Below are 21,821 nucleotides of genomic sequence, written 5' to 3'. Positions count from 1 at the left end.
GGTATAATGGATTGTTGAAGGGGCTGTTTGTCCAATTGATAGCGGCCGCCATAGAATTTAATGGATTAGGGAGAGTCATGATGAAAGTTAGTCAGATCATGTGGAAATTTTTTTCTGTTGTTTTAGCTACCGTTGCATTAACGGTGGTGGGGACGCGTCCCGGTTCGGTTCAGGGAGCCGTACGCACGAAGTATGCTTTAGGAAATTACGAGGCCAAGAAAATTAAAGTTATTAAAAACAAAAATTACTTTGTTTCTCGACCAAGCGTCTACGCCACTTCGGCAACGTACCGAAGCGAGGGGACGTTTCAAACCAAGCCGGATGTCTATCACACCGTCCGTGGCAAGCGCGCGACACTGCGGACGAGTTTGTACTTACCAGTTACGGTGCACCATTCCGGTGACTGGGCCGATCCCCAGAGTGTGGTGATCACGCCAGATGGTCAGACAGCTTACATGGCTTATCTGAAGATGAGTGGGGGGACTCGTGGTTGGATCGTCAAGTACGATCTCGGCAAAATTCACCGGCTTCTCGGTGGCGAAGCGTCAAACATGGACCTGCTTCGGCGAGCATCCAATGCCTATTCCAAAGGGCGCGAAACCAGCACCGATAAGAAACTTCTCGCAGCGATTCACGAAGGTCCGACCGTTGACATCGGTCATTGCCAATCGCTCGCCTACAATCCGAAGAACAAGCAACTTTGGTTTACCAAGACGACGGGTAAGGCCGGTCGGTATGGGGATGCCGTCAAGGTGTCATTGAAAACGTTGAGACCGACGAATTCGGTGGCCTATCGATTGGTCAACAAGCAGGGCGTCCGGATTGCGGTTAATAGCAATCTGACCTTTGATAGTCACGGTCGGGCTTACTTTAGCAGTTACAGTGGTAAGCATGCCGTTCGAATTTATCGGGGAACGATGTCGACTAAGGGTGTTCACTTCAATCTATTGATGCAGAGCCTGGCTAACCGTCCGGGGCAAACGCATCAAGCCATCGCCTACAACCCACACAACGATCGCCTCTACTTGGTCAGTGATGATTCGCTATCCTCGGTACCGGTCAAGAAACTTCTGAAGCGACGGGTCAAGCCTAGGGATATTCAGGCGTCTGTCTTCGCGAGCCATCGGGAATTCGAGGGCCTGTCATTTGCCAAGAACGGGCAAGGCTATCTGGTCATGAACCGTGGGGCAGAACTTTTAAAGTTATCATTTAATTAAACGAACAGATCGTTTCGTCCGCAGAACTTCTGGGAATGAACGATCTTTTTTCGGTTTTGGTGACGCCATTAAGTTGAAACCGTTTGGACACAATCTTTTTCCCTGGTTTCAAATGTAAAACGTGGTAAAATGTAAGGATTGCGTTACCCGGGTTTTAATAAATTAGTTAATAAAGGAGATTTTTATCGTGTCTGAATCAGCTTACTGGCAGAATATTGCGGGCCGTGCAAAGGCCGAGGGTCGGCCATTCTTCAGCTTGGCACCCATGGAAGCCGTTACCAACGCTATCTTTCGTCGAGTTGTGGCTCGTGCTGCCGCGCCTGACGTCTTCTTCACAGAATTTACCAATGCGATCAGCGTGACACACCCTAAGGCCAAGTTTACGGTTCAGGGACGACTCTACGTTGCACCTGAAGAGGCACACATGCCTGTGGCCCAACTGTGGGGACATGAACCAGAGGCCTTTTCCCGAGCCGCTGAGGCCGTTAAGAATCTGGGTTACGAAGCCATTGACCTCAACATGGGATGTCCGGATTCAACGGTCATCAAGAACCATGGTGGGAGTGACTTGATTCGTAATTTCGATACGGCAGCGGCTGTGATTGCAGCCGCCAAGACGGCTGGCTTACCGGTCAGTGTGAAGACTCGGCTGGGCTACAGTCGTTTGGACGAATGGCATGACTGGTTGACCTTTCTGCTTCAACAGGATATTCCGTTACTGACGATTCATTTACGGACGAAGAAGGAAATGAGTCGGGTGCCAGCGCACTTCGAATTGATCGATGATATCTTGAAGCTCCGCGACGAGGTTGCACCAGAGACTCTGATTCAGCTCAATGGGGATATTGAAAACTACCAACAAGGGGTTCAAATTGCCCAAGAACATCCTGGTGTTGACGGTATTATGATCGGCCGTGGGATCTTCACGAGTCCCTTTGCCTTTGAAAAGGAACCCAAAGAACATGACATCAAAGAATTATTGGGCCTGTTAAACTATCAGCTCGACCTATATGATGACTTTGAGAAGCGTTTCGACACGTCGCGTTTCCCTTCGCTCAAGCGATTCTTCAAGATCTACGTTCGTAACCAGCGCAATGCCGCTAGTCTACGAAATGCGATGATGGAAGCTCACACGACGGATGAAGTGCGGAAGTTGTTAGCTGAGTCCGAATTTACCAAGTAGAAAGCGTGCGAAAAGGGCGTTTAGCCGACTGTTTTTTCACACGTTTCGACAATATAAGCACTAAAGAAGAGGATCTACAGCCAGATACGGCCGTAGATCCTTTTTTGAATGGTTGTCAGTCGATGAACAAAAGCGGTTATGATTATCCAACAATAAGCGTTAGGTAAATGATGAATTCTTGTAAGCGAGTTCAATTATAAATCGCTGAGAGTTGCGTCTTTTTGCTAGGGAATTTTGTCGAAAAAGACTATAATATTCTGCAGTCTGATAATAACCTTTGCTGGTTTCTGACGGCAAGGTTATTGCGTTTAACCGTGACTTGAGTTGGTGAACCGTGTTCATGAGCTGCTCTAGTAGCATCCCATGGAATGGACACTGACCAGTTTGCTATGAACCGTCTGACAAGCGATTAGTAGCAGCCAGCGAAAGTAACGCGCTGGACTAATTCTAACTAGAAATTTTATTGAGGTGATTATCCATGTATTTACGTAAAGCAAAACCCGAAGAACTGGACTTAATCTGTGACATCATCGAGGATGGCAAGAAGCAATTAGCTGATGCTGGTATTGACCAATGGCAGAACGAATATCCTAACCGTGACGTGATTGCCAGTGACATCGACAACGGCCGGGCCGTCATCTATAACAGTGACGATCACGAAACATTGGGTGTGGCTGCTGTCATCGAAGCCCCTGACAATTCCTACGATACGTTGGAGGGTGAATGGCTGTCCGATACCACCAAATATGTGACAGTTCACCGGGTTGCCATCTTCTCCCATCACCAGGGGAAAGGCTATGCTTCACAATTATTCCGCGACCTCTTTGACTATATTGCCGAGAATCATCCAGAGGCTGACAGCATCCGGATCGACACACACAAGGATAATGCGAAGATGCAACACTTAATTGAAAAGTTTGGTTTCCAAAAGGTTGGTCGGATCGTGGGTGTTTACCACCCAACCGACGAATGCTACGTTTACGAAAAGCAAGTTTAATTTTTCAGAAGGTCCCTCTGACACCGGTTTTGACCGATTAGGGGGCCTTTTTTTATACATTGAGTTTGAATAAACGCCGGTGGTGCGCCATAATAATGAATAGATCTATTTTAGCCTATTGCCAATTTCGTCAGAACCAGGTAGCATACCTTCATGGGTTTTATTTGGGTCTGCGAAGTTATGGTCTAACCGGATTAATTTAAAAAGAGACTTTGACAGCCTGTATGCCAATAACTATTGAAGCCAGATAAGCGAAACAAGTCTGAGGCGATCGACTATCTTAGCCGCACGCGGAGATTGTAGAACGAAAGAAAAGAATGAGTAGAAAGAAGGAATTAGATTGCAACGGAAACTGAGTGCCCGCCAAATGCAGATGATTGCGTTGGGCGGAACGATCGGCGTGGGATTATTCATGGGGTCTGGTTCCACCATCAAGTGGACAGGACCGTCCGTTTTAATCGCCTACGTCATCTCAGGTGTCTTCCTGTACTTAATCATGCGGGCCCTGGGAGAAATGCTATACGTCCATCCCACCACGGGTTCCTTTGCGACCTTCGCTTCGGAGTACATGCACCCGGTCTTTGGCTTCCTAACCGCATGGAGTAATATTTTTCAATTTATTGTCGTAGGAATGAGTGAAATGATCGCGTTGGGGGGCTATTTCCGTTTCTGGTGGCCCAACTTGCCAGACTGGATTCCCGGACTAGTCGCGATTACCTTTCTGTGTATCGCCAATCTAATCTCCGTGAAAATGTTTGGTGAATTAGAATTCTGGTTTGCCCTAATTAAGGTTGTGACCATTATTCTAATGATTATTGCCGGTCTTGGGGTGATTCTTTTTGGATTCGGTAATGGCGGCCATGCAGTTGGGATCAGTAACCTCTGGACTCACGGCGGCTTCTTTACGGGTGGTGCCAAGGGCTTTATCTATGCATTAGCCATCGTGTTGGCGTCGTATCAAGGAATCGAGCTAATCGGCGTAACGGCTGGTGAGGCGGAAAATCCGCAACACACATTGGTCAATGCGATCCGCTCAACCGTCGCACGGATTCTGATCTTTTACGTGGGCGCTATCTTTGTGATTGTCAGTATCTATCCTTGGGATGAGCTGAATCAATTGGGATCGCCATTCGTGGAAACTTTCGCTAAGATTGGAATTACCGCCGCGGCCTCAATCATTAATTTTGTCGTGATTACGGCGGCCCTCTCGGGGTCTAACTCGGGAATTTACAGTGCCAGCCGAATGGCTTTCACGTTAGCCGAAAAGGGGCAATTGCCGCGTAAGGCAACGCTGTTGAACCGTCATGGGGTGCCATTCTACTCCGTTGTGGCCATTTCCGTGGGTATCGGTATTGGGATCGTGTTAAATGTGGTTCTGCCGATGTACTTCAAAGATGCCAGTCAAATCTTCGTTATGGTTTACAGTTCGAGTGTGTTGCCTGGTATGGTACCGTGGTTTGTGATCCTGATTAGTGAAATCGAATTTCGGAAGCAAAACCAGGAGCACATGGCCGAGCACCCCTTCAAGATGCCCTTTGCACCATGGTCCAACTACATCACGTTGGTCTTCTTGAGCATCACCTTAATCTTCATGTTCTTGAACCCGGAGACGCGGGTTTCCATCCTGGTTGGGGTCGTCTTCTTGGCGATTATGACGTTCATTTACTTTAGAAAATACCAACCGCGCGAAGCGGCTAAGCGTTAAGAAAGGAAGTTTGCCATGAGTCGTCCAGGTAAATTTGGAAAATCGAGTCGGACGAAGCAACTCAGGCAATTTCGTCGACGCAAGCAGCAACAGACCCACAGCGTTTTGACTTGGGATCAGGTCGAAGACTTTCTGTTGGGGCGGTATCACCTGGTTCAGGGGATCAAACTCCCCACGATCGTGGATGCGACTGTGCAACGGTTCTTTAGCGAATGGTTGGTAACGGCTTTAGCGGCCGGGCCTGAACAAATTCAATGGGATGTTGCCACGATTACAGAAACCACATTGAAGCGGATTGGCAACCAGGTTCCCTGGCAATTCTATGCTGTTCTCAGCGGTCAGCATGATCATTGGGAGAAATTTTTGTGGCGTGAAGTGCCCGTCATGCCGATTGCGCCGCGTCGCCAAGTGACCGACAGTCTGTCACCGACGGACTTTGCTCAGGTACTGGCGCAGCAATTGGCGGTGAACTTATTAACCGTCAGTGCTGTTCCCGTCACCACCAGCCAGCGCGACCAGTTAGCGACTAGCTTAGTAGCGGCTGATCACCTGCAATGGTCCGCTGTATCCGCTTTGTTTACACCGTTAGGCTTCAAAGTCAGCACCTCGGCCGATCAAGAAACGAGTCAGTGGTTAAATGATCTGCAAGTGCTAACCGTGTCTGACTTCCATTAATAAATGACTAGATACGAAAGACCAGCGAATAGCTGGTCTTTTTATTTGGAACCCGGTATTATCTTCTAGTGAATCAAGCGAAGGCAGTTTAAGAAAACCGGCACAAAGTGTGACCGGTAGGGTTATTTTGACTGTTACGCATGAATGGTTGCCGTTTACCGGCCCATCGTTTGACACTAAAACTGGTAATCGTGAGTTTTTGAAAAAATAATCTAAGGAGTGAGATCCATGACTCGGAGATTAATGAAAACTGCATTATTGGGAGGTGCAGCATTATTGGCTCTAGGCTTCGGGGTTGTGCCCGTTGCAGCGGCCACAACCGCTACCAGTAGCAGTAGTAGCAGTAGTAGCAGTTCTAGTATGGGGCCAACCAGTGAAAGTACCACCACGACAGCGGAGTTTGATACGGATCCAAGCGCAACAATTACGTTGAGTTCGGCACCTAACATCAGCTTTGGTAAGAACGTCACCCCTAATGGCCCAACGAATGGCAACTACAAGGCCATCACGGTCGACAACCCAATTGGAGTCAGCAACCCTGGGTTAGGCAGTGGCTGGAGTGTACAAGTCAAGAATAGTGCGTTTACCGATACGACTGGGGATACGCTTAGTGGTGCAGTATTGGATCTAGCGGCACCAACCATTACAGCGGCTAACACGGGGAACCCTTCTGCTAAACCTGACGCCATGGCATTGAGCCTGGACGGCACCGATGCGAATGAGATCCTCCTGAGTGCCCCTATTAAGGGCGGCTTAGGAATCTGGGATGGCAGTTACAGTCCAGCAAGCGTGAGCCTAGCAGTACCAGCTGGGCAAATGGGCGGCACTTACACCTCGACTATGACTTGGCAGCTGAGTGATACGCCAGAATAGGAATATTTAGACGTTGTGTTCACGCGGTAGTGGGGCCTCGATTGGCATCACTACCGCGTTGTTTGCTGATGGATTGGGGGAGTCGGCGATGAGACGAGGATTGAAGATCATGGTCATGATGGGGGTGGCACTGCTACTCGGCGGAGCGCAAGTGATTCCGGGATTAGCAGATCAGACCCCAACGAATAACGTTGGTTACACAGTGCGAGCGGTGATTCCAGCAAATCAGGTCGATCGTCAGATCTCTTATTTTGATTTGCGGGTAAAGCCACGGGAGTCACAACCACTCACCATCGTGATCGAGAACACGAGTAATCGGTCACAACGCTTTCGGGTTAGTGTAAATCAAGCGGTCACCAATCAGAATGGGGTCATTGATTATAGTCAGTTGTCCCCTAAATTGGATTCGTCCCTCAAGGTCGGTATCGCCAACATTTTTGCGCGCGATCTGACCCAGAAGGTCACGGTTCCGGCTAATAGCCAGAAACGGGTCACTCTGAGTTACACGATGCCGGCACAGAAGCTGCGGGGCATCATTCTTGGCGGCGTGTACGTCCAGCAGTTGAACCCGGTTCAGCCCAAGGCATCGGGCAAGATCATGATCAACAATGCTTACACTTATGCCATTGGTTTGAGCCTACAAGAAGGCGCAACCGTTAAGCCTGATTTAAAGTTAAAGCAGGTTGGTGCCTCGCAAATCAATGCCCGGAACTTTGTGACAGCGAACTTGCAAAATGACCAACCAGGCCTCTTACAGGGCTTAACGGTCAACGCCCGTGTTACCCAAGCGGGACAGACCCAAACCTTGATACAACAGAAGCAAGCCAAGATGGGGATGGCCCCCAACAGTAACTTTAATTTTGGGATTCCATGGGGCGATCAGAACTTGAAGCCAGGGCAGTATACGCTGTATCTAACGGCTAATGCCAAGGGACAACGCTGGCAATTTGTTCGCAACTTTACCATCAGTGCGCCGGTTATCAAGCGACTTAATCGTCACGCAATTGCACCGGTCCCACAACCGAACTACTGGTTGTACCTTGCCTTGGGATTGCTTATTGCTAGTCTTTTAGCCATTATTGGCTACCTCATGTATCGTAACCGGCACCCACGTCATGCAAAATAAGGAGAGATGAGTTTGCTCAAACAGTGGTTGAGCGCCGGCTTGATTCTACTAGCGATCTGTCTCGGGAGTAGGCTGGATGCCTATGCCGACAGTGATTATAACCAGGCGTTGAAGACAGCGCCCCGAGGAATTTTCCTGGACAAGACCCTACCCATTCTCAAAGTGGGGACCGCTAGCAAGAGCTCTGCTACTGTAGTTGAGACAATGAATCCGGCCGCGCCAAATACGCAGGCGGCAGTTATTACAAATGGCCCCGGACAATTCGGGGCCATTTGGTCGACTAACGGGAATTATTTCGATTTAACCAAGGATGAGACACTTTCATTTTGGGTTTACCTGGGTAACCAGGGAGCTCAAGCAGGTGAAGGCATGGCCTTTGTTCTGCAAAACGATCCCAGAGATGGTGGTGCCGCACCGAATTTTGGAAGAGGCCCCATAACTGGTGAAACACTGGGCGTCTGGGGCGTTGATACCAATAGTCGCCGGAAGAATAACCAGGACTTGGCGAATACGGCGATTACCAATAGTTGGGCGTTGGAATTCGATACGAACTACAACGGACTAACAGGGAAAAATGCGGTGGGCAAAGCCAATTCATTCGATGCGAGTTTTCCGGCGGAGCATATCGCCTCGAATTATCCCGGGGAGGCCGAGACCTATTACCAGTATATTCATACCGGTGGTTGGGGGTGGATATTCTCCCAGGACAGTTACTACTATGCTATCGGCCATAAAGGTCTGATTGCTGATGAAACGCATCCCGGGTTTCTGTCAAATGGACAATGGCATCATGTCTCACTGCAATGGCAATCAGCAAATCACACGATGACCTATACCTTTGGTGACGAGGATCCTCGGACGGGAGAGAAACTTCCAGGGGTGCGACGAACGGTTCACCTGGATACCCGGAAGATCGATCCAAAGCAGACCGGTTTTGCCCGTTGGGGGGTCACAGGGACCACGGGAAAGCGTTGGGAAAACAATCTCGTTGTCTTTGAGAACGCTCCAGGATTAGTTGATGCCCAAGCCAAGGCACAACTGACAAATTTGACACGTAAACGGGTCATTGCGGAAGGGGGAGAGGTTGTTTCTAAGGACAGAGTTCAGCTGGATTATCAGCTGACTTATCGGAATGGTCGTCAGACTTGGTCTAGTATCACGGCGCTTCTGAATTTGCCAGAGAAGATTGATTTCGATGAGGCTGAGATTCGGTATTTCGGAAAAGAAGGAGAATGGACAGAGAAGCTAGATCCAACTGCGATCAAGGAGAGACAGTTGGCAGTCATTCTTGGCCGGTCCCTTGATGAAAAAACACCTGCTGCCACTATCCGCCTGACCGGGACGGTTAGTGATGTGGCACGAACAGTCAAAGTCGCGAGTCAAACCAGTACCGTCACTTCCAACGCCTATGTCGGTGCGGCACAGACGCCCGAGTTTAACCTTAATCCGAATGTCGATTTGGATTTGGATGTGACAAGTGCACATGTACTGACCGTGGCGCCACAGACGGATACACAGGTTACTGGCAAGGTCATGATGGCCACGACTGCGACGACACGGCCAGAGGTTAAGGTCAATGCCGTATTGAATCAGAAAGAGCTAACGACACTGAAACTGCAAAAGGATGGGACATTTCAATTCTCGGTAAAGGCCGATCAACTGCGCTTGGGTGACAACACGCTTAAACTTGTGGCACTCACAGAAAAAGGTGAAGCATCCAATGTTGTGGTCGTGCGGATCAAGGTTCAAGGTGTCTTGAAATTTGATTTCATTTCTGCGAAAGAACAATTTCGTTCTAGCTTTCTTACAGGGCATGACCAATATGTTCGTCGAAGTGGTCATTGGCAGGTCGTGGTTCAGGATACTCGCGGTAATGATGCCCGGTGGACGCTAATGGCGCAAGCTGAACGCTTTCGATCTCGAACTGGTGCCCCGTTAATGGGGGGACCGGTATATGTCTATCCTGATGGTCGAACGACTGCTATTCGGGAACATCCAGTGCCAATTGTGACGCACGCGACGAGTCCTAAAGATCCAGAGGGAAAGTATGCCGTTCATGAAGAGTGGACGTCAAAGACAGGCGTGTTGCTAGAAGTCAGAGGTGGATCATTGCTTGGCAGATATGGTGGGAAAATCACCTGGACGCTGATGGACACGCCAGAGTAGTAGAGGTGCGTGGATAGTGTGATCAAAGACCGTTCCTCAGCGACTTTGTTGACTCGTAAGCCTAAAAATCCCGTTAAGTCGGCGCTCACAGACGCTGACTTAACGGGATTTTTAATAGACTTAGTGGCCCATGATCAGGGCACCGATACCGGTTGCAAGTGCCACGTAGACGAGAGCAGCCAGCGCTGTTAGCTGGGTACTTTTTTGCCAAAACTTTTCCTGCATGAGATAGGCCTCCTAATTACGCCATCTGGGTAGCGGGGGTTGACGTTAGTTTTGATTTGTTCAAGAGAAGAGAGCTGGCAACTACAGATAGGGAGCTTAGCGCCATGCCCAAGCCGGCCAGTTCGGGACTCAGTGATAGGCCGAAAGCTACGAAGAGGCCGGCTGCTACGGGAATACCTAGGGTATTGTAGATGAAGGCCCAGAAGAGGTTTAATTTGATCCGACTGAAGGTCTTTTGGCTGAGTTCGAGCGCGCGAACGACATCCATCAAGTCATTCTTGACCAGGATGATGCCACCAGATTCGATGGCAATATCAGTTCCGGAACCCATGGCGATACCGACATCCGCGGTAGTTAGGGCAGGGGCATCATTAATGCCGTCACCCACGAAGGCTACGGGCCCCTCAGCTTGTAACGCCTTGACGTGGTTGGCCTTGTCGCCGGGTAAGACATCGGCAATGACCGTGTCGATGCCTACTTCTTCGGCAATGGCTGCTGCGACCCGGTCGTTATCTCCGGTCAACATGACGGTCCGTAAGCCATGACTCTTGAGGGCGGCGATAGCTGCGGCAGAACTGGCCTTAGGCGTATCTTGAATCGCAATCAAGCCGATGATGCGATCGGCGAGTCCGATCAGGACGACCGTCTTGGCTTCATTTTGTAGCCGGGTCATTTGTGCTCGTAAATCGGCGTCTAACTGGTAATCGGTAACTAATTTGTCATTACCGATGAACGCTGGTTGACCATCAACTGTGGCTTGGACCCCCTTACCTTCAATGGCCTGGAAGTTTTCAGCAGCGGTAATGGTAAGGTTTTGCGCCTTAGCCTTCGCTAAGATGGCAGTCGCTAAGGGGTGTTCGGAAGCGGACTCAAGGTTAGCTGCAAGCTGTAAGACTATGGCCTCGTCACCGACAATGTCCGTGACTTGGGGATGGCCTTCGGTGATGGTTCCAGTCTTATCGAAAACGACTGTCTTGACGTGGTTAGCGGCTTCGAGGACTTCCCCATTCTTGATTAGAATTCCCATCTTGGCACTCCGACCGGTCCCTACCATTAGGGCAGTCGGTGTGGCGATCCCAAGCGCACAGGGACAAGCAATAATGACGACGGAAACGGCAAATAACAGGGCACTGACTAGAGACGCGTCGAGGAAGACGTACCAGATCGTAAAGGTCGCGATGGCCGTCATCAAGACGGCAGGAACAAAGATGTCAGCAACCTTATCAACGGTTTTCTGAATCGGGGCATGACTCGTCTGCGCTTTCTTGACCATGTCGACAATCTGGGAAAGTAGGGTGTCGTTTCCGACCTTGCTGGCCTTGAAGAGGAAGGTGCCGTTGCTATTCATGGTGGCCCCAATCACGTGGTCGCCGGCCTTCTTGGCAACCGGCATGCTTTCGCCGGTAACCATGGACTCATCGATGGTTGACGTGCCTTCGGTAATCACGCCATCCACGGCAATCTTTTGACCCGGGCGCACGCGGATGATGTCGCCAACGACGACCTCGGCTAAAGGAACCTTAACCAACTCACCGTTACGAAGAACCTCGGCGTCTTTAGCCTGAAGGTCGACTAACTTACTGACAGCGCCAGAGGCAGAGTGTTTCATTTTCTCTTCAAAATACTGACCCAATAAAATAAAGGTAACCACGAAGGCTGCACTTTCAAAGAAGACCGCCTTGCCAGTGAGCATCGCATAGAGGCTATACAGGTAGGCCGTGGACGTTCCAATAGCGACCAAGGTATCCATATTTGCGTGGTGGTGACGAAAGGCAGCCCAGGCACTTTGAATGAAGGGGCCAGCCGAGATTGCCATGACGGCGGTCGTCAGGAGAAACATGGTCCAGACGCCACCTGGCAACATGAGACCAAGCGGGGCGGTGAACATCTCAATGACCAAAGGTAGCGACACGATTAGGGAAAAGACAAAGCGGTTTTTGATACTCACGGCTTGACAACCACCTTTCCAAAGAACATATCCATGCTACAACTAAAGGCGTATTCGCCGGCCTTATTGGTGTCGATAGTTACGGTTCGGACCTCATTTAAGGGAAGGTCTTCGCTAAAGTTCAGGCTTTCGGAATGAACCTGGTCTAAACACCCGGCATCATTGATTCGCTTGAAAGTGAGTTCGGCAGGAACACCTTGGGTGAACACGACTTTTGCTGGGGCGTAGCCGCCGTCGACGATAATGGTTGCTGATTGTGAGTTTGTCATGATGAAGACCTCCGTTTTATTTAATAATAACTTTGCCATGGAACATGTTCATACCACAGGCGTATTCGTATTCACCCGGTTTACTGGTGTCGATGGGGATTGCATAAGCTTTATTCTGTGGTAAAAATTCGTTAATCCCAAAATCAGGGAAAACCACTTGTTCGAGACAGCTAGAAGAATCTTTACGATTAAAGGTCAGGGTTGCTGGCAACCCTTGTTTCAGCACCACCGTGCTAGGAGAATAGCCCCCGCTGACCTCTACGCCGACATCTTGGCTGGTCTCCGTGACAGCTGCGTCAACCGCTGCAGTGTCATGGTTACCGAAGAACCACCAAGCAATAAACCCAATAAGAAAGAGGGCAAAACCCAAAATAATTAATTTAGTCATGAGGCAATCTCCTTTGCGTTTACATTTGTAATCATGATGCGATGAAATTAGCATACCGCCATCGTTTACATTTGTCAACGATAAAGTGGGGATCGCTGTTTGAGAATGTGCTGATCGTTGTTCTGACCAAGAGTTGTACATAAAAATAGGGCCACTCAAAGCGAGTGACCCTATCGTTAGATTTTGGATGATTATTTTAAAATTGAGACGAAAATTACTTCAACAACCGGGTAATCAGTTTCTCGTAGATAGTGATAAATCGGTGATACATGTCGAGATCGACGTATTCGTTCACTTGGTGGGCCGTGATGTTACCAGGGCCAAAGACGATGACGTCAATATCAGGATTAAAGGCCAGGAAGGACGACGCGTCGGTGCCACCGGGAACGCCAATTAAAGGCAACTTCTGATCGAGCGTGTCTTCCGCAATTTCCTTGGCAGCCTGGACAAGTTCGGTGTCTTCCATGGTGTGCATTGGGCGTAAGTCACTCAAAATGTCGAGAGACAGGTCTGCCCCTTGGTCGTTAAGGTCCGCAATGATCTGCTTGATAGCAACTGTGATGTCGGCATTTGGCAGTTCTGGAATAGTTCGAATCTTAACGGAGAGGTCGGCGCTAGCAGGGACCGTGTTGATCTGTTCCCCACCCTTGACCATCGTGACCACGGGCGTTACAGGTCCAAGAACGGGGTTGCGATATTCCTTGATAGAATCGAAGTAGGCCTCTTCTTTCTGGTAAAAGGCCATCAATGGGGTAATTGCATTCTTCCCAATCTCTGGCATGGAACTGTGGGCCGCAACACCTTTAGAGTGAACGGTGTAGGTCAGCGACCCCTTGTGGGCCAATTCGATGAAGTGTTGTTCATTGGTCTGGTTGGCGTCGGATAGTTGCTGAGCACCGGCTTGGTCAATCTGCAACATGTATTGAATCTGCTTTTGCATCAGGAGTTGCTTGGCTGCCCCGCTGGGTTCCCCAACGATTAAGGTGTCGAGGTCCTTAGCATAGCCAGCTTCACCGAGTTGTTTGGCACCATACTGGCCGTATTCCTCACCAACTGTGGCCATGAAACGCAGGGTTCCATGAAGTGGCACGTGTTGATCGTGTAAATGAATCATGGCCCAGGCACCTGCAATCAAACCGGATTTCATATCAGAAGTTCCCCGGCCGATCATCAGATTATTCTGAATCGTGGCGGAGAGCGCATCGACCTTCCACTTGGCAGCGTCGCCTAAAGCAACAATGTCCGCGTGACCATCGAACCCGACGACCGGACCGTTACCGTCCCCAATTTCGGCGACCAGGCTGACCCGGTCTGGGGCGTATTCGACTAGTTTACTGTCAATACCATGCTTGGCTAATAGGGCTGCGATATAATCCGCAACCTTTTTTTCGGAACCGTTAACGGTATTCATCTTAACAATATCGCTTAGCGCTTGAACAACTTCATCCATGTTCTTCCACCTCATTTAAAGTCTAGCTACCCGTGTCTTCGAAGTGACGGGTGTTCACTAACTTGATTACAGCACTTTTTGCAAGCGGAATCAAGAATCTGGTGAGGCATTGGGCAATCTGACCATAAAAAATGAGTCGCGGCCAGGACCTAGTTGATGAGATGTTTGATCTCATCACCCGGAATCATTTGGAGATCCCGATTGCCAAGATTTTTAAGCTCGCGGATATTCGCGAAGCGCACGACTACGTGATGGTGAGTCGTGAACTGGGCCAAGTCATTAGTGATAACGACTAAATTAATTCGTCAATAACATCGGTGACGGTGTAGGTTGCGACCTGTCCCAATGCCAAAAGAAAGGCGTTGAGTTCTGTTCGCGAGTGAAAGGCCCCCTCAATGAGGTAAGGCCTTTCTCCTGTGACCCGATAATGGTGGCGAATGGCGTTACGGTAGCGGTGAATGAGGGCGTCATAGCCCGTTCGCTGGTTGGCGTTCTTAACTGCCGCCTGGATGAAGACTTGGCGATCAAAACCTAATCTTTCGGTGTCAACTTCAATTGTGTAGCGTCTAATCACGCCAGTATCCTCGAGGCGGGCGATCCGCGCAGCCACGGCGGGAGCAGTGAGATGTACCCGTTTTGCGAGATGGTTGGCTTTGATCCGACAATTTTTAGTGAGTGCCTTTAGGATGTTTAGGTCCGTTTGATCAAGCAATGGAAACACCTTACTTTATAAGTATTTTGGGGCAAAAGTCTTTATTTTTAATCTTAACAGTTACGTTCAAAGACTGTAAAGTGGAGGTTATTGCATGGCTAACTTATGAGCCAATTTCTTAGGTATTTGGTCAAAGGTTAGTATAATTAGAGGTCATAGACACACCGTTAGTGGGTTAGCGGAAGCATGTCGCGCTCGCGTCGGTAGTGGTGGTATTCCGTCAAAACGGGCCACATGGGTATGGTATGGAGGTTAACATGATAGAATTTAGAAATGTTACCAAGCAATATGCACACAATCAAGCACTGGATCGGTTGAACCTCACGATTCCCAGCCGGGACTTTTTTGTGTTGGTCGGTCCCAGTGGGAGTGGGAAGACCACGACGTTGAAAATGTTAAATCGGTTGATTGAACCTACCGATGGCGACATTTACTTCGACGATCGCCGTTTGATTGATTACGATTTGAAACAGTTACGACTTCAGATGGGGTATGTTTTACAAAACATCGCCCTTTTCCCCAACTTAAATATTCAAGATAACATTGCCATTCAAGCAGAGTCGTTGGGGTGGCCTCATAAGCGGCGCATCGAGCGGGCACGTGAATTGTTGGCGCAGGTTGACTTGGATCCCGACCAATATGCGACGCGGATGCCCAGTGAACTCTCTGGTGGAGAGCAACAACGGGTCGGCATCATTCGTGCCTTGGCGATTAAGCCCAAGGTGGTCCTGATGGATGAACCATTCAGTGCTTTGGACCCCATTTCTCGTAAGCAGCTTCAAGACCTGGTCTTACGCTTGCATCAGGAACTTAAGATGACCTTTGTCTTTGTGACCCATGACATGCATGAAGCCTTGCGCTTGGGCCAACACATTGCGGTAATGCGGCTTGGCCACATCCAACAAGTCGGAACGGGTGAAGACATCATCCGCCATCCGGCTAACGACTTCGTTCGCGGTTTCTTCCAAGTGGAGAATGCGGCTCGACCGGATACCATCTCTGATCTCCTGCTGGCCGGCTACGGGACGGCGACGACCGATGCAGCCACTATTGGCACATCGGTAGCTATGAGTGGGCTTGCGGCGGCCTTACGTCAGGGACCGGTTGTTGTGGCGACGCCTGAGGGCAACCGCCAGTTACAAACTAAAGATCTCTTGGATTTCTTAGCCACAGAGGAGGCGGATTAGGTGTCAGCCATTTTGCATATTCTTAAGACTCAGGGGGGCGACATCGTTCACGCGATTGGCCAACACATTGAGTTGTCACTGATCTCGCTCCTGATTGCCGCCGTGATTGCGATCCCACTGGCAATTCTCCTGATGCATCATAAGCGGGCGGCAGGTGTGATGCTCCAAATTACCAGTATTCTTCAGACAATTCCGAGCCTGGCACTATTGGGGATTTTGATTCCTATCGTGGGGATTGGGACAGTGCCGTCAATCATCGCCCTGGTCATTTATGCCGTCATGCCCATCTTTCAAAATACGTATTCTGGGTTGACCACGATCGATCCCAACTTTGAGGAGGCCGCCACAGCGTTTGGGTTGTCGCGGCGAATGAAACTCTTTCGGATTGAGTTACCATTGGCCATGCCGATGATTATCTCCGGTATTCGAATTGCGACGGTCATGATTATTGGGACCGCCACACTGGCGGCCTTGATTGGTGCCGGGGGTCTGGGGACCTACATTCTGCTGGGAATTGAAACCAATAACAATCCGCTCCTGATTATCGGAGCCGTGTTGTCAGCGATCTTGGCGCTGGTCTTTGGCGCAGCCATCGATTGGCTAGGCCGACTGTCCTTTAAGAAGGCTGGGATTGTGCTGACCACAATTGTGATTTTGATCGGCGGGGTTGCGGGTTACCGCAAGATTGCCAACCCCACGACTACGATCACGATTGCTGGGAAGCTTGGGAGTGAACCCGAGATCTTAATTAATATGTATAAGGATCTGATCGAACACGATCAGCCTAATATGCAGGTGACGACAAAGGCTAATTTTGGTGCCACGTCGTTTCTCTTTAAGGCGCTTCAATCAGGGTCAATCGACATTTACCCCGAGTTCACCGGTACAGTCTTAGAGTCTCTGGTAAAGGGAGAGAAGACGGCCAGTCATGATCCTGCTAAGACGTATCAGGTGGCTAAGACCGCGTTAAAGGCCCAGCATCAGATGACTTATTTGAAGCCGATGCAGTACCAGAACGGCTATGATTTGGCCGTTACTAAGGAATTTGCTAAGACGAACCATGTTAAGACGATTTCCGATTTGATTGCAGTGGAGGACAAGGTTCACGCGGGTTTTGATCCCGATTTTCACCAATTGAAGGATGGTTATCCAGGTTTGAGCAAAGAATACGGCTTGAAATTTGCCAGTGTCAAGACCATGGAACCCTCAATTCGTTATAAGGCAATCGCCAATGGCAAGGTTAATCTGGTCGATGGTTACACGACTGATCCAGAAGTTCAGGAGTATCATTTGGTGGTGTTGAAAGATGACCGTTCCTTCTTCCCACCTTATCAAGGGGCACCGCTAATGACTGAACAACTAGCCACCCAACACCCTGAATTGAAGACGACGTTGAACAAGCTAGCTGGCAAGGTTAGCACGACTGATATGCAAAAGATGAATTATCTTGTCACTGTGAAACATGAAAAGGCTGCAACGGTGGCTCGCCAATATTTGAAGAGCCATGGCTACTTAGATTAGATCTATTGGCGATTAATTTTGTGAATAGATAATTTAAATACAGCTGGCTACTTCCCATGTACTGGTGAAGTAGCCAGCTGTATTAGCTGAACAATTAGTATTTTGTGGCAGTATAAATTGCTTGTCAGACTTCTGTGGTTAAGCGAGAAACGGTGATTCTTCTAGCCTTGCCATATCGTTCAACTATTTTGGTATGGTGACGGTACGTCGAACGTTTTTGGCAGGCTGACTAAGCCAGGCAGCCATGTCGATGGAAATATAGACGATGGACTCGTTAGCCTGTAAGTGCCAGCTTTTAGGATCCTGAACTTTCGGAAATTTTGTGCCATCGAGCATGGTGGCAATGGCGTCTTCGGCAGAAATGGCTAATTCTACGAGACTATCACCTTGTGTGACCATCCCAGGAATATTAGGGGAAAAGCCAACAAAATAGTGACCGTCTTCGTCGTTATTTTCTTGAGCAATAATGGGGTAAACGAGTCTGTCTGACATTTAATTTTGCTAGTCCAATTTTTAGTTTGGCATAGATTGGTCTAGCATAACCTCCCTTTTTCGTTAATAAGCGCCTAGCAAATGATAGGGACTTGGGTCTGCTGATAAAGTTTAGTTGGGGTTATCCATACGACCCTTGACATCGGGCAACCTGAAGATTAGAATATCAACTAATTTCTAATTATTTTATCATAAAAGCCAGGAGAAGAGTAGTGATGGCGGTATTGTTCAGTGAGCTCGGTTAGTGAAAACGGGTCGACACCTAGTCATGAAGATGAGCTCCTAAGTGCTATCCGATGGTTCACGCCGTCGGATCGGTAGGAACCGTTAACTTTCCGGGTATCAGCTGGTACCGTTGAGGCGTGATTCGCGAGGGTCGCGTAAACTAGGGTGGTAAAACGACGCGTTCGTCCCTTGAACTAAGTATTTAGTTCGGGGATGAACGCTTTTTTATTATTCTCAAAAAGATTAGGAAGTCACGGGTACGGGCGATGCCGACCCAATCTTAAGGAGGACATTCAGATGACACTTAACCAAGTTAAAACCCAATTTCCTTACCGCTATGACGTTGTGGGGAGTCTCCTACGACCGGCAACCCTCAAGACGGCGCGCGCTCAGTTTGCAGCGGGCGCCCTGAGTGCCGAAGACCTAACCACGATTCAACGAGCTGAAACCAAACGTGTCGTCCAACGTCAGGTTGGGCTGGGACTCAAGGCTGTGACTGATGGTGAATTCAATCGGAGTTGGTGGCACCTTGACTTTCTCTGGGGCCTCACGGGAGTAGGCCGATATGACTACCGGCAGAGTTATAAGTTCCATGGCAGTCAGACTCGAACCGATAATGCCGACTTGGTTGGTCGCATTGCCTTTAATCCAGCTCATCCGTTCTTTGAGAGTTTTCGTTACCTCCAGAGTCTGGTGCCGGCAGGCGTTGTGGTTAAACAGACTATCCCGTCCCCAACTATGTTGTTCCGGGACAATCGGAGTGACAACTGGCATCAATTCTATCCGACCTGGGACGCTTACCTGGATGATCTCGCTCAAGCCTATCATGAGACTATCGTGCGGTTCTATGACCTGGGGTGTCGTTACATTCAATTGGATGATACCACGTGGGCCTTTTTGATTAGCCGGTTGAATGCAACGAAGGAGGATGCGGTCGCCCATCAGGGAATCGTTAACCTAGCCGAAAATGCCGTTTACGTTATCAACCGGGTGTTAACAGATTTGCCAGAGGATCTGACGGTGACCACTCATATTTGTCGGGGGAACTTCAAGTCGACCTACCTGTTCTCCGGGGGTTACGATGACGTGGCTGATTATCTGGGACGTCTGCACTATGATGGGTTGTTCCTGGAATATGACAGCGACCGGGCGGGGAGCTTCGCGCCACTCAAAAAAATTTGGCATAACGACCCCCACAAGCGCCTGGTACTGGGACTGATCACGTCGAAGTTCCCAGACTTGGAGGATTCAGCGGCTATTACAGCTCGAATTCACGCAGCAGCCGAACAAGTGCCGCTGGCGAACCTGGCACTGTCGACACAGTGTGGGTTTGCCTCGACCGAGGAAGGCAATCAACTGACGGAGGACCAGCAATGGGCCAAGCTCAAATTGGTTAAGCAGATCGCTGATAACGTCTGGCCTGATCCAGAAACTTTACACAAAGCATAAGTAATCTTTACATTTTCTGGCGTCATGAGGTGGTATCCTAAACACGATAGCTAGACTGAGATAGGAGCGACTTGAACATGACAATGGTATTCGGTCACCGGGGTTACCCGGCACAGTTTCCAGAAAATTCTTTAGCAGGCTTTCGATACGCGGTCGAACATGGCATCGAAGGTATTGAGTTTGATGTTCATTTGACGAAGGATCAGGTGCCGGTTATTATGCATGATGAGCAGATCGATCGGACCACGGATGGAAGTGGGTTGATCGAGAGCTATACCTTTGCACAACTCCGCCGGTTTCGTTTGGCCAACCAGGAGCCGATCCCATCACTGGCAGAGTTCCTGACGCTAGTCACGAATCGTGATGTTCAACTCAACTTGGAGTTGAAGACGGACAAGATTCAGTATCCCAACATCGAACGCATTGTCATGGGCATGGTCCACGCGACGGCTCTTAATAAGCCAGTGATCTTCTCGTCATTTCACCTCCCCACGCTGAAGACTTGCCAAAAGTTGGCGCCCAATGAGAGTTACTGTTGGTTGACCGATCGTCGGGTAGCCGATCCGGTGGCCTTAGTCACCCGTGAACACCTCAGTGGTCTTCACCTGAGTCATTACCAGGCGGGAATCCCCGTGACCGAACGCATCTGGACTGTGGACAACCCCACAGTCGCTGCCGACCTGATGGCGAAACACGTCGCTGGTATCTTTACTGATGATTTTGAAATGATGATGCAGGTTAAGCAGCAGGTGGCGAACTAAATTCAAACTGAAAAGGGGGTCACATGACAATCGTCATGTGACCCCTTAGTGCACCTTAGGCTTGGGTGAGCCGGTGTAAGAATTCTGCGCCCATCTGATGGGCATTGAAGGCGTAGGGTGCTAGCGCCGTTGCCGGGTCTTTGAATTGCCCGTTATCGTCAATTTCGTCCTTCTTTAAGGTCAACTGGAGGTTAGTTGCCATCAGCTGGAACTTGAGACCACGGAGGACTAAGTTCATACCCAGAGCAGCTTGAAACCCACCATGACCGCCGTAGGAAACCATGCTGACGGGCTTGCCTCGCCATTCGGTATAGAGGTAGTCGAGGGCATTCTTCAAAGGGGCTGGATAACCCCAGTTATATTGGGGGAACAGGAGAATGAAGCCGTCGTAACCCTGAATGAGTTGGCTCCAACGCTGGGTGTGTTCCTCGTGATAAATACCAGTGGAAGGTTGTTCAACTTCATCCAATAATGGCAGATTGATTTTTGCCAAGTCGATAAGGTCGACTGCCAGTCCAGGTTGCGCCACGGACCCTTGAAGCCAAGTGGCGATGCTGGGACTAATTCGAGTGGGGCGAGTGGATCCGATGATGAGACCGATTTTTTTAGTCATACTGATCTCTCCTTTAGATTTTTAAAATTAATTGGTGCACTATGCACACATCTTAGCATCTATCTGGTATAATCACAAGTATGGATAATGAAATTTTTGAAGCCTTATTTGAAATTGTGACCTTCTTTAATCAGCCACAACAGGATCGGCACCTCCTGCAGCAGGCCCATGTCCCTTTGGAGCCAGCCGCGTTGCCAATTGTGGTGCGGGCCGGGCGACAAACCGACATCAGCATTGGCGAATTGGCCGATCAGATCGGTCGCAATCATTCGTCAATTAGCCGCCAAGTTGATAAGCTAGTGGCAGCTGGCTGGTTACGTGAAGTGGAGCGGCGCGATCAGCGCGTCCGGCTAGTTGCACTCACTCAGCAGGGACAACGGGGACTCTTACAAATTAAGCTCGCGCGGGAGGCAGCATTACGAGAAAAGCTCGCGAGCTATTCCAATACCGACCGAGCTGAATTGGTTCGGGTCCTGCAACAGTTAGCGGGAACGCTGACGGGTGAGGCGGCCGATGACTATGATGAAGACGATGACTTGAAGTAAATAACCTGATGAATTAGAAACATACTAAGATTAGCTCTGTAAAACCGATTTGGTTTTACAGAGCTTTTTTGAATTATAGTAGGTATATGAAGCT

At 49.4% G+C, this 21,821-nt stretch carries 21 protein-coding genes; 14 read left to right on the top strand and 7 right to left on the bottom strand.

What is annotated here, in order from left to right; translation table 11 throughout:
- The first annotated feature begins 80 nt into the window (after positions 1 to 80).
- From EKM71_RS07455 to EKM71_RS07420, 8 genes are all read left to right on the top strand, one after another.
- Positions 81 to 1,217: a hypothetical protein gene (locus EKM71_RS07455; protein WP_125573986.1), complete on the top strand. Its 1,137-nt coding sequence runs from the start codon at positions 81 to 83 to the stop codon at positions 1,215 to 1,217.
- A gap of 187 nt (positions 1,218 to 1,404) precedes the next feature.
- Complete coding sequence (locus tag EKM71_RS07450; protein ID WP_125573985.1) at positions 1,405 to 2,400, top strand: tRNA dihydrouridine synthase; 996 nt, start codon at positions 1,405 to 1,407, stop codon at positions 2,398 to 2,400.
- Positions 2,401 to 2,878: 478 nt separating this feature from the next.
- Positions 2,879 to 3,397 (top strand): GNAT family N-acetyltransferase, encoded by a 519-nt coding sequence (locus EKM71_RS07445; protein ID WP_125573984.1) that lies wholly within the window; start codon positions 2,879 to 2,881, stop codon positions 3,395 to 3,397.
- A 340-nt stretch (positions 3,398 to 3,737) separates the two neighbouring features.
- A complete protein-coding gene (locus EKM71_RS07440; protein ID WP_125573983.1) occupies positions 3,738 to 5,102 on the top strand; it encodes an amino acid permease in 1,365 nt (454 codons plus the stop codon).
- 15 nt (positions 5,103 to 5,117) lie between these two features.
- A complete protein-coding gene (locus tag EKM71_RS07435) occupies positions 5,118 to 5,777 on the top strand; it encodes a hypothetical protein (protein ID WP_125573982.1) in 660 nt (219 codons plus the stop codon).
- Positions 5,778 to 6,005: 228 nt separating this feature from the next.
- Positions 6,006 to 6,650 (top strand): WxL domain-containing protein, encoded by a 645-nt coding sequence (locus EKM71_RS07430; protein ID WP_125573981.1) that lies wholly within the window; start codon positions 6,006 to 6,008, stop codon positions 6,648 to 6,650.
- 88 nt (positions 6,651 to 6,738) lie between these two features.
- Positions 6,739 to 7,776: a DUF916 and DUF3324 domain-containing protein gene (locus EKM71_RS07425; RefSeq protein ID WP_125573980.1), complete on the top strand. Its 1,038-nt coding sequence runs from the start codon at positions 6,739 to 6,741 to the stop codon at positions 7,774 to 7,776.
- Positions 7,777 to 7,788: 12 nt separating this feature from the next.
- A complete protein-coding gene (locus EKM71_RS07420; protein WP_225418016.1) occupies positions 7,789 to 9,942 on the top strand; it encodes a lectin-like domain-containing protein in 2,154 nt (717 codons plus the stop codon).
- 241 nt (positions 9,943 to 10,183) lie between these two features.
- Here the strand turns inward: EKM71_RS07420 and EKM71_RS07415 are convergent, their stop codons facing one another.
- From EKM71_RS07415 to EKM71_RS07400, 4 genes are all read right to left on the bottom strand, one after another.
- Positions 10,184 to 12,115, bottom strand: coding sequence for a copper-translocating P-type ATPase (locus EKM71_RS07415; RefSeq protein ID WP_125573978.1), 1,932 nt, complete (start codon positions 12,113 to 12,115; stop codon positions 10,184 to 10,186).
- Positions 12,112 to 12,384 carry a cupredoxin domain-containing protein gene (locus tag EKM71_RS07410; RefSeq protein ID WP_225418015.1) on the bottom strand — a complete coding sequence of 91 codons (273 nt, stop codon included), beginning with the start codon at positions 12,382 to 12,384 and terminating at the stop codon, positions 12,112 to 12,114. The genes EKM71_RS07415 and EKM71_RS07410 overlap by 4 nt, the downstream gene beginning before the upstream one ends.
- A 16-nt stretch (positions 12,385 to 12,400) precedes the next feature.
- Complete coding sequence (locus tag EKM71_RS07405; protein ID WP_125573976.1) at positions 12,401 to 12,772, bottom strand: cupredoxin domain-containing protein; 372 nt, start codon at positions 12,770 to 12,772, stop codon at positions 12,401 to 12,403.
- Positions 12,773 to 12,986: 214 nt separating this feature from the next.
- Positions 12,987 to 14,222, bottom strand: a complete 1,236-nt coding sequence (locus EKM71_RS07400) for an ArgE/DapE family deacylase (RefSeq protein WP_125573975.1) — start codon at positions 14,220 to 14,222, stop codon at positions 12,987 to 12,989.
- A gap of 131 nt (positions 14,223 to 14,353) precedes the next feature.
- On the opposite strand from EKM71_RS07400, the gene EKM71_RS07395 reads away from it, so the two are divergent.
- Positions 14,354 to 14,518 carry a zinc-binding dehydrogenase gene (locus EKM71_RS07395; protein ID WP_225418014.1) on the top strand — a complete coding sequence of 55 codons (165 nt, stop codon included), beginning with the start codon at positions 14,354 to 14,356 and terminating at the stop codon, positions 14,516 to 14,518.
- On the opposite strand, the gene EKM71_RS07390 is transcribed toward EKM71_RS07395, so the two are convergent.
- Complete coding sequence (locus EKM71_RS07390) at positions 14,515 to 14,943, bottom strand: Lrp/AsnC family transcriptional regulator (protein ID WP_225418013.1); 429 nt, start codon at positions 14,941 to 14,943, stop codon at positions 14,515 to 14,517. The two genes, EKM71_RS07395 and EKM71_RS07390, sit on opposite strands and share 4 nt — an antisense overlap.
- A gap of 248 nt (positions 14,944 to 15,191) precedes the next feature.
- Between EKM71_RS07390 and EKM71_RS07385 the strand changes: the two genes are divergently transcribed.
- Together EKM71_RS07385 and EKM71_RS07380 are read left to right on the top strand one after the other, a co-directional pair.
- Entirely contained in the window at positions 15,192 to 16,121 is a 930-nt protein-coding gene (locus EKM71_RS07385; protein ID WP_125573973.1) for an ABC transporter ATP-binding protein, read from the top strand.
- Positions 16,122 to 17,642 (top strand): ABC transporter permease/substrate-binding protein, encoded by a 1,521-nt coding sequence (locus EKM71_RS07380; RefSeq protein ID WP_125573972.1) that lies wholly within the window; start codon positions 16,122 to 16,124, stop codon positions 17,640 to 17,642.
- A 183-nt stretch (positions 17,643 to 17,825) separates the two neighbouring features.
- Here EKM71_RS07380 and EKM71_RS07375 read toward each other — a convergent pair whose 3' ends face one another.
- Positions 17,826 to 18,134 carry a type II toxin-antitoxin system HicB family antitoxin gene (locus tag EKM71_RS07375; protein WP_225418012.1) on the bottom strand — a complete coding sequence of 103 codons (309 nt, stop codon included), beginning with the start codon at positions 18,132 to 18,134 and terminating at the stop codon, positions 17,826 to 17,828.
- Positions 18,135 to 18,656: 522 nt separating this feature from the next.
- On the opposite strand from EKM71_RS07375, the gene EKM71_RS07370 reads away from it, so the two are divergent.
- Both EKM71_RS07370 and EKM71_RS07365 read left to right on the top strand, forming a co-directional pair.
- Positions 18,657 to 19,808 (top strand): vitamin B12 independent methionine synthase, encoded by a 1,152-nt coding sequence (locus tag EKM71_RS07370; RefSeq protein WP_125573971.1) that lies wholly within the window; start codon positions 18,657 to 18,659, stop codon positions 19,806 to 19,808.
- A gap of 77 nt (positions 19,809 to 19,885) precedes the next feature.
- Positions 19,886 to 20,569: a glycerophosphodiester phosphodiesterase family protein gene (locus tag EKM71_RS07365; RefSeq protein WP_125573970.1), complete on the top strand. Its 684-nt coding sequence runs from the start codon at positions 19,886 to 19,888 to the stop codon at positions 20,567 to 20,569.
- A gap of 55 nt (positions 20,570 to 20,624) precedes the next feature.
- On the opposite strand, the gene EKM71_RS07360 is transcribed toward EKM71_RS07365, so the two are convergent.
- Positions 20,625 to 21,182: an NADPH-dependent FMN reductase gene (locus EKM71_RS07360; RefSeq protein ID WP_125573969.1), complete on the bottom strand. Its 558-nt coding sequence runs from the start codon at positions 21,180 to 21,182 to the stop codon at positions 20,625 to 20,627.
- An 80-nt stretch (positions 21,183 to 21,262) separates the two neighbouring features.
- On the opposite strand from EKM71_RS07360, the gene EKM71_RS07355 reads away from it, so the two are divergent.
- A complete protein-coding gene (locus EKM71_RS07355) occupies positions 21,263 to 21,727 on the top strand; it encodes a MarR family winged helix-turn-helix transcriptional regulator (protein ID WP_125573968.1) in 465 nt (154 codons plus the stop codon).
- The last annotated feature ends 94 nt before the right edge of the window (positions 21,728 to 21,821 follow it).

Origin of the sequence: Levilactobacillus huananensis (genome assembly GCF_003946145.1) — a bacterium.
Classification (GTDB): domain Bacteria; phylum Bacillota; class Bacilli; order Lactobacillales; family Lactobacillaceae; genus Levilactobacillus; species Levilactobacillus huananensis.
This window is presented reverse-complemented; position numbering and strand designations above follow the sequence as displayed.